Source organism: Ornithinimicrobium pratense, assembly GCF_008843165.1.
Taxonomy (GTDB): Bacteria; Actinomycetota; Actinomycetes; order Actinomycetales; family Dermatophilaceae; genus Ornithinicoccus; species Ornithinicoccus pratensis.
Window position 1 is genome coordinate 671,201 of the sequence record NZ_CP044427.1, and the last position, 14,552, is coordinate 685,752.

A 14,552-nucleotide genomic window follows, 5' to 3' on the forward strand; every position below is an offset into this window, starting at 1 on the left:
GCCGCGCGGCGGAGGCCACCGGCAGCGGACCGACGTGGGGTCACCGCGCGAGCAGGACTACAGTGGCGAGCAAGGCATACCGTCCCTCACCGTCGCTGGAGGCTGCAAGACCATGTCCGACACCACCTCTGTGCTCGTCGCGGGCGCCCGCACCCCCATGGGTCGCCTGCTCGGCTCGCTCGCCGGTTTCTCCGGCGCCGACCTCGGCGGGATCGCCATCAAAGGCGCCCTGGAGAAGGCCGGGATCTCCGGTGACCAGGTCGACTACGTGATCATGGGTCAGGTGCTCACGGCCGGGGCCGGTCAGATCCCGGCCCGCCAGGCAGCCGTCGCCGGTGGCATCCCGATGGACGTGCCCGCACTCACCATCAACAAGGTCTGCCTCTCCGGCATCAACGCCATCGCGCTCGCCGACCAGCTCGTGCGCTCCGGCGAGGCCGACATCGTCGTCGCCGGGGGGCAGGAGTCGATGAGCCAGGCGCCGCACCTGCTGCCGCGCTCTCGCGAGGGTTACAAGTACGGCGACGTCACCGCGCGCGACCACATGGCCTACGACGGCCTCTGGGACGCGTTCACCGACCAGGCCATGGGCAACCTGACCGAGGCGGCCAACGAGTCGGACAGCCAGCATGAGTTCAGCCGCGAGGAGCAGGACGCCTATTCGGCGCGCAGCCACCAGCTGGCTGCCCAGGCGTGGGAGAAGGGCCTGTTCGAGGAGGCTGTCGTCCCGGTGCCCATCCCGCAGCGCAAGGGTGACCCGATCGAGTTCAAGACCGATGAGGGCATCCGTCCGGACACCACCGTTGAGTCCCTGGGCAAGCTGCGTCCCGCCTTTCGCAAGGACGGCACCATCACCGCCGGCTCGGCGTCGCAGATCTCCGACGGTGCCTGCGCGGTCGTGGTGATGAGCAAGGCCAAGGCCGAGGAGCTCGGCCTGGCCTGGCTCGCCGAGATCGGCGCCCACGGCATGGTCGCCGGGCCGGACTCCACGCTGCAGACCCAGCCCTCGCGGGCCATCGTGGCCGCCTGCAAGAAGGAGGGCATCGAGCCCACCGACCTCGACCTGGTCGAGCTCAACGAGGCCTTCGCGGTGGTGGCCCTGGCGTCCACCCAGGAGCTGGGTCTGGACCCGGAGAAGGTCAACGTCAACGGCGGTGCGATCGCGATGGGCCACCCGATCGGCATGTCCGGTGCACGGATCGTGCTGCACCTGGCGCTGGAGCTGCAGCGCCGCGGTGGCGGCACGGGCGCAGCCGCCCTGTGCGGAGGCGGCGGGCAGGGCGACGCGCTGATCGTGCGCGTCCCGCAGTCCCAGGGCTGAACCGACCGCCTGGTATGCGGTCTCGCCGCTCGGTCGACGTCCCCGCCCTGGTCGAGCAGGCCAGGGCGGGCTCTTCGCGTGCCCTGGGCCGGCTGATCACCCTCGTCGAGAACGCCCACCCCGCGCTGCGCGAGGTGATGGCGCTGCTGGCGCCGCACACGGGGCAGGCCCGGATCATCGGGCTGACCGGCAGCCCGGGCGTCGGCAAGTCGACCAGCACCTCGATGCTGGTGCGCGCCCTGCGTCAGCGCGACCTGCGGGTCGGGGTGCTGGCGGTCGACCCCTCCAGCCCGTTCTCCGGTGGCGCGCTGCTCGGTGACCGGATCCGCCTAAGCGAGCATTCGCTCGACCCCGGTGTGTACATCCGCTCGATGGCCTCGCGGGGGCACCTCGGCGGTCTGGCCTGGTCCACCCCGCAGGCGCTGCGGGTGATGGACGCCGCCGGTTGCGAGGTGATCCTGGTCGAGACCGTCGGCGTGGGCCAGAGCGAGGTGGAGATCGCCGGGCTGGCTGACACCACCCTGGTGCTCCTCGCGCCCGGGATGGGTGACGGCGTCCAAGCCGCCAAGGCCGGGATCCTGGAGGTCGGTGACGTCTTCGTGGTCAACAAGGCCGATCGGGACGGGGCCGACACCACGGTCCGCGAGCTGCGCCAGATGATCTCCCTGGGGGACCGCACCGAGCCCGGCCTCTGGCGCCCGCCAGTGCTCAAGGCCGTGGCCGACCGCCACGAGGGTGGTGAGGAGGTGGTCGAGGCGTTGGACAGGCACCTGGCCTGGATGCAGGAGCACGACGAGCTGGACCGTCGCCGCCGCACCCGTGCGGCCCGGGAGGTCGAGGCGATCGCGCTCCAGCGGCTGCGCGCGCGCATGGGTGAGGTGCTCGGCGACGGGGCCCTCGCCGAGGCCACCGAGGAGGTGCTCGCCGGCCGGCTGGACCCGTATGCCGCCGCCGACCAGGTGGTCTCCCGGGTTGCTGGCTGAGCAACCACCCGCTGGTAGCGTCCCTGGGCATGACGAACGTCGAGGACTACCTCATCCGTCGCCCCACCCGCAGCGACACGGTGCCGTTCTCCACGCTGCACGTGCACGTCTGGCGGTCGGCCTACCGGGGGCTGATGGAGGACCGCGTGCTCGACGCGCTGGAGCCGTCAAGCTTCGCGGCAACCTGGATGGCGGTGGGCAGCGGCTACGACGAGGGCACGATCCCGGACGACGGGCGTGGCTTCTGGGTGGCGACGCTGCACGAGGAGCCCGTGGGCTTCATCTTCTTCGGGCCCGGCCGGGACGAGGACCGGCCGGTCCAACGTCAGCTCTACTCCCTCAACGTGCACCCCGAGCACCACGGCCTCGGGATCGCCCAGCGGCTCATGGACGAGGGTCTGGGGCCGGGGGAGGCCTACCTGTGGGTGGCCAGGGGCAACGGGCGCGCGATCCGGTTCTACGAGCGCAACGGCTTCACCCTGGACCGGACCGAGAGCACCGGCCGGCACGACGGTGTCACCGAGCTGCGCATGGTCCGGCACTGACCCGGACCTCCTTAGCCGACGGCCCCCACCAGGGTGAGCAGGAAGAGCAGGGTGAAGCCGACCAGGAAGACCAGGCCCGCCCAGGACAGCCACCGCAGCGCCGGGGAGAGCCGGGGCCCGCGGCGGACCAGGGAGAAGTTGAGCCAGGCGAAGACCGGCGCCGTGACAAAGGCGCTGATCATCGCATACCGCAGCATGTCGGCCAGCTCGGCACTCATCCACAGCACGATCGCCAGCGCCGCCAACGAGATGCCGGTGATCCAGAGGTTCTTCTCCCGTCGGCTGAAGTCGGGCCGGCGGCGCAGCAGCCGCAACGACTCGGCGCTGGCCCGGGCATAACCGTCCACCACCGTGATCACGGTGCCGAACATCGCGGCAAAGGCGATGAGCGCCATGAGCGGCACAGCCCAGGTGCCGATCGCGGCGCCATACATGGACATCAGCTGCGGGATGTAGGCACCGCCAGCCATCTGCAGTTCCTCGCCGCTGCCGTACTGCACGAAGACGCCGAGCGCCACGAAGATCACCGCGAGCACGGTGGAGACGATGAAACCGAGGTTGAAGTCGAAGATGATGTCCTGGGGCCGTACCGTGCGGTCCTGGGCTTTGGCCCGGATCCACAGCGAGTTCAGGGCGCTGACCTCGATCGGGGCGGGCATCCAGCCGATGAGGGCCACCAGGAAGGCCAGGGTGGCCAGGTTCCACGGCGAGGGATCGAGGAAACCCGGCTCACGCACCGTCCCCTGCGAGGCGGCCATCACGACCGCGACCACGGTCGACAGGGACAGCACGACCAGGATCACCTTGGTCACCGTGTCCAGGGCCTTGTAGCGGCCACCGACGAGCAGCGCCCAGGTGATACCCATGAGCAGGGTGGCCAGCAGCGGCACCCCCAGTCCCCAGCTGGCCGGCAGCAGGTAGGCGAGGATCACCGTGCACAGCAGCGCCACGCCTGCGGCAGAGACCACCGAGGAGTAGATACACAGGATGAAGAAGACGATGAGGTAGCCCCGGCCCTTGCGGGCGTACCCCTCGACGAGGGAGAGCCCGGACTCGGCGGTGAACTGCGGCCCGAACCGGAAGAACGGGTACTTCAGCAGGTTCGCCACGAGGATCAGCCCCACCAGCTGCCACCCGAACAAGGCCCCCGCCTGCGTGGAGGCCACCAGGTGTGAGGCGCCGATCGCGGCCGAGGCCATCAGCAGGCCAGGACCGACGGCCGCCCACCGGGATCCCGGTGCGTGGGCCGGGCTCGTCGTCGTCGACATGGGCAGGCAGGTTACCAGGTCTCGGAGCGCCACCGCATCGTGTGCGGTCCGACCAGCGATGGCGGGAGCCGGCCTGGATAGGCGGCCGCGGTCACCTGGACCGGGGGCGTCACTCTGTGGAACTGCTCACGCCCGATTGGCGCTGTCCCTGCAGGTCAGCGCCCTGCCAGAGGGAAGGCCGGGTGCCGCAGCCGGGATGCTGGGTGTTCGCTGATTTCATTCTTGGCCCTGAGAAGTTTACCGTTTCGTTATGAAGTTCTCCCGTTCGATCCTTGCGGCCACCCTCAGCTCGGCCCTCGTCCTGACGGCCTGCTCGGGTGAGGACCCCGAGGAGCAGGGCGTCGGCCCCGCGGCCCAGACCACCCCGTCGCCGGCCGACGACAGCACCGAGACCACCGCTGACACGACCACCGACGACGGCGCGACCACCGCCGGCGACGACACGACCACCGATGACGGCGCGACCACGGACGACGGCGCGAGCACCGCCGGCGACGATGCGGCCGTCACCGACCAGGCGGCCACGACCGCGGGTGCCGCGGACGACGAGTCCACCACCGAGGTGGCCATGGCGACCGACGAGATCACCGCGGCCATCCCCCTGGAGGAGGCCGAGGAGGTCGCCGAGACCGTGCTCACGGCGCGGTTCCAGGCCGACCAGGGCGACGGGGAGGACATCACCGACCTGCAGCGCAAGTCGATGATGGGCAACGTCCGCACGGCCCACGAGGCCGCCGACCAGCTCGAGTCGGTCAACGGAGAGCCGCCGCAGGTCGACCTGGAGCGCAACCCGGTCGAGCCTATCGTCCTGGCGATCAGCAAGGACGACGGCGAATTGCCGATGTTCCTCCTGGTGCAGACCGTCCCCGAGGAGGGGAGCGTGCCGCTGCTACACCTCCTCGAGAGCCGCACCGGCGAGAGCGCCGACTTCCGGATCAGTTGGGAGGCCCCGATGCTGCCCGGCACCGAGCTGCCCAGCTTCGAGCGCCGCTCGGTCGGCTCCCCGGTGCTGCGCTCCGGCTCCGGCGACCTCACGATGGCCCCGCGCGACCTGCTGAAGTCGGTGGCGTCCTACATCAGCTACCCCCAGCCCGAGGACGTCCCGGACTACCGCACCCACGGTTACGCCCCCACGGTGCGCCGCGCCGCCCAGAACCAGGCGGACGCCGTCGCCGGCCAGGCCACCCTGCAGGAGAAGAACTGGCTGGTCTCGGAGGACACCAAGACCCTGCTCTTCGACGACGGCAGCGCCTTCGTGATGGGCACCCTGCTGCGCGACACCCAGTTCCGGGTCAACGGCGGCAGCGAGCTCAATCCGCCGGACACCTTCCGGGTCTTCCAGGACACCCCGGTCCTCACTCAGGAGGCCGTGCTGCGCACGACGGTCTTCATCGGGATGCGGGCACCCTCGGATCAGGTGGAGTTCAAGCCGGAGATGATCGCAGCCCGCGAGCAGCTGGTCGACGCCTGGGGCGAGTGAGCGGGTAGTCGAGCCAACCGCACGGACGTCGTGAGGGGGCCGGAGCGGGTTGGTCCCGCCCCGGCCCCTGCGCATACCCTGGGGACCATGACCCAGCAGCCCTTCAGCCCTGCCGCCCTGCGCGGTGCCGTCGACCTGTCCGGCCTGGGCGCGCGACCGCGCGGCGGGACTCAGCAGCCCCCCTCAGCAGCGTCCGCGCAAGGATCTGGGCCGGCGGAGACCGGCGCCGTGCCCGGCCGCCAGGGCGCCCTGGTGACGATGGACGACAGCAGCTTCGAGTCGGTCGTCACCGCCAGCCTGACTGCGCCCGTCGTGCTGGTCCTGTGGTCACCGCAGGCGCCAGAGTCCGCCCAGCACCTGCGCGAGCTGGTGGACGCCGCGCGCAGCTCGGGCGGACGTTTCCAGGTGGCGGCCGCTGACCTCGCCGCGAGCCCGGGCATCATGCAGGCGCTGACCCCGCTGCTGCAGCAGGCCTTCGGCCAGGTCAGCTCTCTGCCGGTGGTCATCGGACTGCTCGGCGGGCAGCCGATGCCGTTCTACGTCGGCGTGCAGCCCATGGCCCAGGTCGACCAGCTGCTCACCAAGTTCCTCGAGGCGGCGGTGGCCAACGGCGTCACCGGTCGCGTGGAGGTGGGCGCCGCCGACGCCCCCGTGGATGAGGCGGGTGAGGAGGGGGAGCTGCCGCCCCTGCACCAGGCCGCCTATGACGCCATCGACCGGGGTGACTGGGCCGCCGCCATCACCGCCTACGAGCAGGCGCTGGAGCAGGACCCGTCCGATGAGATGGCCCGGCTGGGACTGGGACAGGTCCGGCTCCTGGAACGGACCAGCACCCTCGACCTTGCGGCGGTCCGGGCCCGCGCGGCGGCCGACCCCACCGATGTCAGCGCCCAGATCGAGGCCGCGGACGTGGACGTGGTCGGCGGGCACGTCGAGGACGGTTTCGCCCGGCTGGTGGACACCGTGCGCCGGACCTCGGACAAGGACCGGGACGCCGCCCGCACCCACCTGCTCAGCCTCTTCGAGGTCGTCGGCCCCCAGGACCCGCGCGTGCAGAAGGCGCGGTCGGCCCTGATGAGCGCGCTCTTCTAGCCGCCGCTCCCGGGTGGTCAGCCGCGGGCGCCGCCTGCGGTGGTCAGCCGCGCAGCGCCTGGTCGACCACCTGCTGGGCCTCTGCCTGGACCTGGGCGAGGTGCTCGGGCCCGCGGAAGCTCTCGGCGTAGATCTTGTAGACGTCCTCGGTCCCGGACGGCCGGGCGGCGAACCACGCGTGCTCGGTGGCGACCTTGACCCCACCGATGGCAGCGTCGTTCCCGGGCGCCTCGGTGAGGACGGCGGTGATCTGCTCGCCGGCCAGCTCGGTGGCGCTGATGTCCCGCGCGGACAGCTTCTTCAGGCGGCCCTTCTGCTCGCGGCCCGCAGGCGCGTCGACCCGCGCGTAGGCCGGGTCACCGTGCTCGGCGACCAGCTCGGCATACCGCTGGGAGGGCGTGCGCCCGGTGCGCGCGATGATCTCGGCCGCCAGTAGCGCCAGGATGATCCCGTCCTTGTCGGTGGACCACACCGACCCGTCCCGGCACAGGAACGAGGCGCCGGCGGACTCCTCACCACCGAAGCCGACCGAGCCGTCGAGCAGGCCCGGGACGAACCACTTGAAGCCGACCGGCACCTCGATGAGCTGCTGGCCCAGGCTCTGGGCCACCTTGTCGATCATCGAGGAGCTGACCAGCGTCTTGCCGATCGCGATGTCCTGCGGCCAGTCGGGGCGGGCGCCGCCGTAGAGGTAGTCGATGGCTACCGCCAGGTAGTGGTTGGGGTTCATCAGCCCCGCGTCCGGGGTGACGATCCCGTGCCGGTCGGCGTCCGCGTCGTTGCCCGTGGCCACGTCAAAGCGCGGCTGTCCACCCTGCTCGCCGCGCATGACCTCGATGAGCGAGGCCATGGCGTCGGGTGAGGAGCAGTCCATCCGGATCTTGCCATCCCAGTCCAGGGTCATGAACCGCCAGGTGGGGTCCACGTCCGGGTTGACGACGGTCAGGTCCAGACCGTGCTCCTGGGCGATCGCACCCCAGTAGTCGACGGCGGCACCGCCGAGCGGGTCGGCCCCGATCCGCACCCCTGCCTCGCGGATCGCGTCCAGGTCGATGACGCGGGGCAGGGCCCGGACGTACTCGCCCATGAAGTCGTAGCCGGCGGCGCGGGTGTGGGCCTGCTCGAAGGGGACCCGTTGGACCTCGTCCAGCCCGGCCCGCAGCAGCTCGTTGGCGCGGTCGGCGATCCAGCTGGTGGCGTCGGTGTCTGCCGGTCCACCGTGCGGCGGGTTGTACTTGAAGCCACCGTCGCGCGGCGGGTTGTGGGAGGGGGTGACCACGATGCCGTCAGCCTCACCCTGCGCGTCGGGCGTCTCCCGGTTGTGCTGCAGGATTGCCCGGGACACCGCGGGGGTGGGCGTGTAGCCCTCACCGCTGTCGATGTGCACGTCCACCCCGTTGCCGATGAGGACCTCCAGCGCGCTGCGCCAGGCCGGCTCGGACAGGGCGTGGGTGTCCCGGCCGAGGAAGAGTGGCCCGTCGGTGCCCTGGTCGCGGCGGTAGTCGCAGATCGCCTGGGTGGTGGCCAGGATGTGCTGCTCGTTAAAGGCCCCGTCCAGCGCGCTGCCCCGGTGGCCCGAGGTGCCGAAGGCGACCTGCTGGTCGACGTCGTCCGGGTCAGGCACGATCTCGGTGTAGGCGGCCAACAGCTGAGCCACGTCGACGAGGTCCTCAGACCTGGCCGGCTGCCCCGCCCGCGCGTGCCGCGTCGGGCTGTCCTCCGAGGCTGCCCCCTCGGCGCTGCCCGGCTCGAGGGCGCCCTCCTCGTCCACCGTCGCAGCCTCGGGCTCCGGGTCGGGCACGAGATAGATCGCGCCCATCGGCGGCACGGTCACCAGAGCCGAGAACGGCTGGTGCTGGTGGGGGTGGTCGTAGGCCTGGACGTAACCCATGTTGCCCTGCCCGGACCCGCCGTAGACCTCGGCGTCGGTGTTGAGGGCCTCGTGCCAGCGTCCGCCGTAGGGCAGGCCGACGTGCACCTGGTGCTGGGTGACGCCGCTGAAGTTGACCAGCACGACCACGGCCGGCCGCAACCCGTCCGGCCCCTCGTCACCCCAGCGCAGGTAGGAGTAGAGGTTGCGCGAGGCGTCGTTGGCGTCCAGCCAGCGGAAGCCGTCTTCGTGGTGGTCGATCTGCCACAGCGCCGGCAGCTCGTGGTAGAGCCGGTTAAGGTCGCGGACCAGGGCCAGCACGCCCGCGTGCTCGGGCCGCTGCGTCAGCTCCCAGGACAGCGAGGCCTGGTCGGCCCACTCGCGCACCTGGCCGAACTCGGTGCCCATGAAGAGCAGCTGCTTGCCCGGGTGGCTCCACTGGTAGGCCAGGAAGGCGCGCATGGTGGCGAACTTCTGCCAGGCGTCACCGGCCATCTTGCGCACCAGCGAGCCCTTGCCGTGCACGACCTCGTCGTGGCTGATCGGCAGGATGTACTTCTCGCCGAAGGCGTAGACCATCGAGAAGGTCATCGTGTGGTGGTGGTGCGCACGGGCATACGGACTCTGCCCCAGGTAGTCGAGGGTGTCGTGCATCCAGCCCATGTTCCACTTGAAGCCAAAGCCCAGTCCGCCCTCGTCCACGGGGGCGGTGACCCCGGGCCAGGAGGTGGACTCCTCGGCGATCATCACCACGCCGGGGCTGCGGCGGTAGGCGGTGGCATTGGTCTCCTGCAGCAGGGCGACCGCCTCCAGGTTCTCCCGGCCGCCGTAACGGTTGGGCACCCACTGGCCCGGCTGGCGCGAGTAGTCCAGGTAGAGCATCGAGGCCACGCCGTCCACCCGCAGCCCGTCGGCGTGGAACTCCTCCAGCCAGTAGGTGGCGTTGGCGACAAGGAAGTTGCGCACCTGGGGGTGGCCGAAGTCGAAGATGTAGGAGCCCCACTCCGAGTGCCAGCCCTTGCGCGGGTCAGGGTGCTCGTAGATGGGGGTCCCGTCGAACCTGGCCAGCGCCCAGGGGTCGGTGGCGAAGTGCCCCGGCACCCAGTCGAGGATGACGCCGATCCCGGCGCAGTGCAGCCGGTCGATGAGGTAGCGCAGCCCGTCCTCGTGCCCGAACCGGCTGTCCGCGGCGAAGTAGCCGGTGACGTGGTAGCCCCACGACCCACCGTAGGGGTGCTGCATGACCGGCATGAACTCCACGTGCGTGAAGCCCAGGTCGGCCACGTAGTCCACCAGCTCGTCGGCCAGCTGCTCGTAGGACAGCCCCTGTCGCCAGCTGCCCAGGTGCATCTCGTAGATGCTCATCGGGCCGTGGTGGATATTGTTCTCCGACCGCCGCCTCATCCAGGCCGCGTCCCCGTCGCTCCACCGGTGGCGGCTGACGGTGACCACCGAGTTGTTGAAGGGCGGCACCTCGCTGGCCCGTGCCATCGGGTCGGCCTTGGCCCGCCGCACCCCGTCCGGACCGGTGATGTCGTACTTGTAGTGGGCGCCCTCGCGCACACCGGGCACGAAGAGCTCCCAGACCCCGACGCTGTCGTGCGCGCGCAGGGCGTGCGTGTTGCCGTTCCACCCGTTGAAGTCACCGATGACGTGCACGGCCAGCGCGTGAGGCGCCCACACGGCGAAGCGGGTGCCGGTCACCGGTCCGAGCTCGTCGCGCACGGTCATGACGTGCGATCCCAGCGCCCGCCAGAGCTCCTCGTGCCGGCCCTCGCCGATGAGGTGCAGATCGGTCTCGCCCAGGCTGGAGGTGTGCCGGTAGGCCTCGTCGACCAGCCGTGCGCCCTCCGAGCCGGCCACCTGCAACCGGTAGGCCGGGACCTCCGGCTCGGGGATCACCGCCACCCAGATGCCGCCGGTCTCGTGGGTCATCGAGACGGTGCGCCCCTGGCCCAGGACCACCTCGACCGCCTCCGCCTCGGGCTGCAGGGTGCGGATCGTGACGTGTCCCTCGTGCGGGTGGGCGCCCAGCAGCGCGTGCGGGTTGCGGTGCAAACCGTGGACGACGTCGGTCGCCTCCTCCAGGTCCAGGGGCCGGGTATGCGGTGCCGAGGGCTCGCTCGGCCCCTCCAGCGGCCGGCGCGTGACCTTGGTGCCGGCCCGGACGTCGCTTGCCCCACCGTCCTCGTCGGCGCTGTCGCCGGAGGCAGCGCCACCGACCGTGCGGCCGGTGACGACATCGGGGGACCCGATGGCGTCCTGCCAGGCCCGGTCCCGCGAGGCGGCGGGGTCGAGGTCCACGACGCCGGACCAGCCGGAGGCGCTCAGGGCGCGCAGCTCGCCCGAGGTCAGGGTCCTGCCCTCGGTTCCTGCCGCGGCGGTGCCGGCGCTCTCCCCGGGCCGGTGACCGACAGGCGCCAGGGGCGGCAGCTCCAGGTCGAACGCGCCGCGCGGTGGTGCGACGGGCGCGTGCGGGACGCCGCCGCTGGCCAGAGCCCGGTCGCCGGGATGGGCCACGGTCTGATGGACGTGCTCCATCTCGATCAGGCTGGACCCGTAGTCGTCGTCGGGGATGCTGGCATCGGGGATCTGGGCCTCGTCGCCGGTGCGCTCATCGACAGCCACTGAAGCCTCCTCGGTGCCCTGGGTCTCGTGGGTCTGCTGGGTCTGCTGGGTCTGAACCTGCTCGGTCGCACCGAGGTCGTCAGAGTCCTCGGTGGGGACGGCATCGTCGGCATCGTCCTGGCTGGTGCTCTGGGCGCCGGGTGTCGAGCTGGTCTCAACAGGTGCTGCGTCGCTCAGCGGCGCCGCCGCGGACCCTGTCGGGGGGTCGGTGGGCGTCTCGCGCGCAGCCGTGTGCTCGGCGCCGGAGTCCGGCCCCGGCGCTACCTGGACCGCGCCGGCCACCAGGCGGTGGACCGCGGCGACGGGGATCGCAAGCCAGTCAGGGCGGTTGCGAGCCTCGTAGCTGGCCTCGTAGAGCGCCTTGTCCAGCTCCAGGGCGTCCAGCACGTCCTGCTGGGCCGACACGTCCTCACCGGACTCCTCGGCATACCCCTCGACGAAGGCCTGACGGGCCGCGCGAGCCCACCCGGCGCGCTCCCCGGTCAGGGAGACGGATGCCGCGGCATAGTCGAAGGAGCGAAGCATGCCGGCCACGTCACGCAGCGTCAGGTCGGGGGCCGTGCGCTCAGGCAGCGGGCGCAGGGGCTCGCCCTCGAAGTCCAGGAGCACCCAGCCCCGGTCGGGCACCTGCAGCACCTGACCCAGGTGGTAGTCGCCGTGGATGCGCTGCAGGGTCGGCAGGGGCTGCGACTCCAGGCGCGCGTAGACCGCCTCGACCTGCGCAGCCACCTGCGCCAGCTCGGGCGCGTCGGCGTAGGCCGCCTCGGCCCGGCGGCGCATCTGCGTGACGAGGGTGCGGCGGCGCTCGTCGTCGGGCTCGGTGGTGCCGAAGGCCTCGCGGAGGGCGCGGTGGACTGCCGCCGTCGCCGCCCCGAGGGTGTGGGCAGCAGCGGTGAAGTCTGCCTCGTCACGGCAGGCCTCCAGCGCGCCTTGCCAGGCGTCCCGGGTGTCGGGCAGGAACTCCTGGGCGAAGACCAGGTGTCCCCGGGCCTCGCCGTCGTCGGTCGACCAGCGACCCTCGACGTAGCCGAGCGGGCTCGGCACCTGGCGGGAACCGGTGTCGCTGATGGCGGCCTGGACGACCACGTCCGGGTTGTCTCCGTCGGCCAGGACCCGGAAGACCTTGATGATGACCGGGTCCCCCTCCCGGTGCAGCTGCACCATGATCGAGGTGTTGGACTGCTCGCCGGTGAGCACCTGCGCGGTGCGCAGGGCAGGCACGGTGTCGTGCGCGGCCAGCCTCCGCGCGTGCGCCGAGGGCACGTCGGTGCCGGCATACATGTGCTGCAGCAGCACCTGGGCGAAGACCGGGTCATGGGTGGCGTCGTAGACGTAGCGGGTGCCCAGCTCGCTGTGCTCCGCGGTGCCGACGAGCCCGGCGGACATGAACGCCACCGCCTCGGCCCGGTAGGACAGCGGGATCTGATAGACCACCGGCTCCGGGCCGGACTCGTCGATGACGATGTGGTCCTCGAGACCGACCTCGCCCAGCGGGTCCTCCCACCGCACCGAGCCGATCCGACGCAGCCGCGGCGGACCGCCGGCGGTCTTGCCACGGAACCACCGCTGGCGTGCGACCCAGTCCGGCAGGAACTCCTCGAACGGCGGCGTCAGGGTGGGCATCAGGACTCCTCGGTGGCGGGGGTCACGGGGGTCGAGGGGGTCAGGCCGAGCCAGTAGAAGCCGCGAGACCCCAGGGTGAGCGTGATCGTGCCCTCGGGGGTGACGTCCACGAAGCCCTGGCCGCCGAACAGGTCCTGGACCTCAGCGCCCTTGAACTGCTCGGGCAGGACCACGGTCGCCGCCTGAGGCCGGGAGGACAGATTGTTGATGCACAGCACCGCGGGCACGCCCTCGCGCTGCTCGCTCTGCTCGGTCTCGGGCATCATCCGGCAGAAGGCCAGCACCGTGTCGTTGTCCGCCTCGCAGGGGACGTAGTCGCCCACCCCGAAGACCTCGTGGGTTGAGCGCACGTGCAACATCCCCCGGGTCCAGTGCAGCAGCGATGCACCGCTGGCCATCTGGGCCTCGACGTTGACGTTGTTGTAGTGGTACACCAGCGAGCCGACCACAGGCAGGTAGAGCTTGCCCGGGTCCGCGGTGGAGAAACCGGCGTTGCGGTCGGGGGTCCACTGCATCGGGGTACGAACCGCGTCCCGGTCGGTGAGCCAGATGTTGTCGCCCATCCCGATCTCATCGCCGTAGTACAGGCACGGTGAGCCAGGCAGGGACAGCAGCAGGGCGTTGATCAGCTCCAGCTCGCTGCGGGAGTTGTCCAGCAATGGCGCCAGGCGGCGTCGGATGCCGATGTTGGCGCGCATCCTCGGATCGGGGGCGTACCAGCCGTACATCGCCGCCCGCTCCTCGGCGCTGACCATCTCCAGGGTCAGCTCGTCGTGGTTGCGCAGGAAGGTGCCCCACTGCGTGCCCGGGGGGATCGGCGGTGTCTCGTCCATCACCCGGATGATCGGCTCGGCCTTCTCCTCCCGGAGGGCGTAGAACAGCCGCGGCATGACCGGGAAGTGGAAGCACATGTGGCACTCGGGAGCCTCCTCCGTGCCGTAGTAGTCGACGACCTCGGCGGGCATCTGGTTGGCCTCAGCCAGCAGCACCCGGCCCGGGTACTCCGCGTCGACCATGGCCCGCAGCTCGGCGAGGAACTCGTGCGTCCTGGGCAGGTTCTCGCAGTTGGTCCCCTCCTCCTCGAAGAGGTAGGGCACCGCATCCAGGCGGAAACCATCGATGCCCAGGTCCATCCAGAACCGGACGACGTCGAACATGGCCTCCTGGACGGCCGGGTTCTCGAAGTTGAGGTCGGGTTGGTGGGAGAAGAACCGGTGCCAGAAGAACTGCCGCCGGACCGGGTCGAAGGTCCAGTTCGAGGTCTCGGTGTCGACGAAGATGATCCGGGCGTCGGCATACTTCTCGTCGGTGTCGGACCAGACGTAGAAGTGGCCGTACGGCCCCTCCGGGTCGGACCGGCTGGCCTGGAACCAGGCGTGCTGGTCGCTGGTGTGGTTCATCACCAGGTCGGTGATGATCCGGATGCCCCGCTCGTGCGCCTGGCTGATCAGCTCGCGGAAGTCTGGCAGCGTGCCGAACTCGGGCAGTACCGCCGTGTAGTCGGCCACGTCATACCCGCCGTCGCGCAGGGGGGAGGCGTAGAACGGGGGGATCCACAGACAGTCCACCCCCAGCCACTGCAGGTAGTCGAGGCGGTTGATCAGGCCGGTGAAGTCGCCGGACCCGGAGCCGTCGGAGTCGTCGAAGGCTCGGACGAGCACCTCGTAGAAGACAGCCTTGCGGAACCAGTCGGGGTCGTGCTTCAGGCCCGGCTGGTGCAGGTTCAGCCCGCGCATCGTGCT

At 70.9% G+C, this 14,552-nt stretch carries 8 protein-coding genes; 5 read left to right on the plus strand and 3 right to left on the minus strand.

What is annotated here, in order from left to right; all coding sequences use genetic code 11:
- Positions 1 to 112: 112 nt before the first annotated feature.
- From FY030_RS03100 to FY030_RS03110, 3 genes are read left to right on the plus strand one after another with little or no spacing between them, the layout of a single operon-like run.
- Positions 113 to 1,321, plus strand: a complete 1,209-nt coding sequence (locus FY030_RS03100; protein WP_158060237.1) for an acetyl-CoA C-acetyltransferase — start codon at positions 113 to 115, stop codon at positions 1,319 to 1,321.
- 14 nt (positions 1,322 to 1,335) lie between these two features.
- Positions 1,336 to 2,304, plus strand: coding sequence for a methylmalonyl Co-A mutase-associated GTPase MeaB (gene meaB / locus FY030_RS03105; RefSeq protein WP_158060238.1), 969 nt, complete (start codon positions 1,336 to 1,338; stop codon positions 2,302 to 2,304).
- A gap of 29 nt (positions 2,305 to 2,333) precedes the next feature.
- Positions 2,334 to 2,849, plus strand: a complete 516-nt coding sequence (locus tag FY030_RS03110) for a GNAT family N-acetyltransferase (protein WP_158060239.1) — start codon at positions 2,334 to 2,336, stop codon at positions 2,847 to 2,849.
- Positions 2,850 to 2,860: 11 nt separating this feature from the next.
- Here the strand turns inward: FY030_RS03110 and FY030_RS03115 are convergent, their stop codons facing one another.
- On the minus strand, positions 2,861 to 4,117 hold the full coding sequence (locus FY030_RS03115; RefSeq protein ID WP_158060240.1) for an NRAMP family divalent metal transporter: 1,257 nt from the start codon (positions 4,115 to 4,117) through the stop codon (positions 2,861 to 2,863).
- A 250-nt stretch (positions 4,118 to 4,367) separates the two neighbouring features.
- On the opposite strand from FY030_RS03115, the gene FY030_RS03120 reads away from it, so the two are divergent.
- Positions 4,368 to 5,597: a hypothetical protein gene (locus FY030_RS03120; protein ID WP_158060241.1), complete on the plus strand. Its 1,230-nt coding sequence runs from the start codon at positions 4,368 to 4,370 to the stop codon at positions 5,595 to 5,597.
- An 87-nt stretch (positions 5,598 to 5,684) separates the two neighbouring features.
- Positions 5,685 to 6,689, plus strand: a complete 1,005-nt coding sequence (locus tag FY030_RS03125) for a tetratricopeptide repeat protein (RefSeq protein ID WP_158060242.1) — start codon at positions 5,685 to 5,687, stop codon at positions 6,687 to 6,689.
- Positions 6,690 to 6,732: 43 nt separating this feature from the next.
- Here the strand turns inward: FY030_RS03125 and glgB are convergent, their stop codons facing one another.
- Both glgB and treS read right to left on the minus strand, forming a co-directional pair.
- Positions 6,733 to 12,810: a 1,4-alpha-glucan branching protein GlgB gene (gene glgB, locus FY030_RS03130; RefSeq protein WP_158060243.1), complete on the minus strand. Its 6,078-nt coding sequence runs from the start codon at positions 12,808 to 12,810 to the stop codon at positions 6,733 to 6,735.
- Entirely contained in the window at positions 12,810 to 14,546 is a 1,737-nt protein-coding gene (gene treS, locus FY030_RS03135) for a maltose alpha-D-glucosyltransferase (RefSeq protein WP_158060244.1), read from the minus strand. The genes glgB and treS overlap by 1 nt, the downstream gene beginning before the upstream one ends.
- Positions 14,547 to 14,552 lie beyond the last annotated feature (6 nt).

Bases quoted from the DNA above. Each gene is read 5' to 3' on its own strand.
- FY030_RS03100 (WP_158060237.1), top strand. From the start codon at position 113: ATGTCCGACACCACCTCTGTGCTCGTCGCGGGCGCCCGCACCCCCATG.
- meaB (WP_158060238.1), top strand. From the start codon at position 1,336: ATGCGGTCTCGCCGCTCGGTCGACGTCCCCGCCCTGGTCGAGCAGGCC.
- FY030_RS03110 (WP_158060239.1), top strand. From the start codon at position 2,334: ATGACGAACGTCGAGGACTACCTCATCCGTCGCCCCACCCGCAGCGAC.
- FY030_RS03115 (WP_158060240.1), bottom strand. From the start codon at position 4,117: ATGTCGACGACGACGAGCCCGGCCCACGCACCGGGATCCCGGTGGGCG.
- FY030_RS03120 (WP_158060241.1), top strand. From the start codon at position 4,368: ATGAAGTTCTCCCGTTCGATCCTTGCGGCCACCCTCAGCTCGGCCCTC.
- FY030_RS03125 (WP_158060242.1), top strand. From the start codon at position 5,685: ATGACCCAGCAGCCCTTCAGCCCTGCCGCCCTGCGCGGTGCCGTCGAC.
- glgB (WP_158060243.1), bottom strand. From the start codon at position 12,810: ATGCCCACCCTGACGCCGCCGTTCGAGGAGTTCCTGCCGGACTGGGTC.
- treS (WP_158060244.1), bottom strand. From the start codon at position 14,546: ATGCGCGGGCTGAACCTGCACCAGCCGGGCCTGAAGCACGACCCCGAC.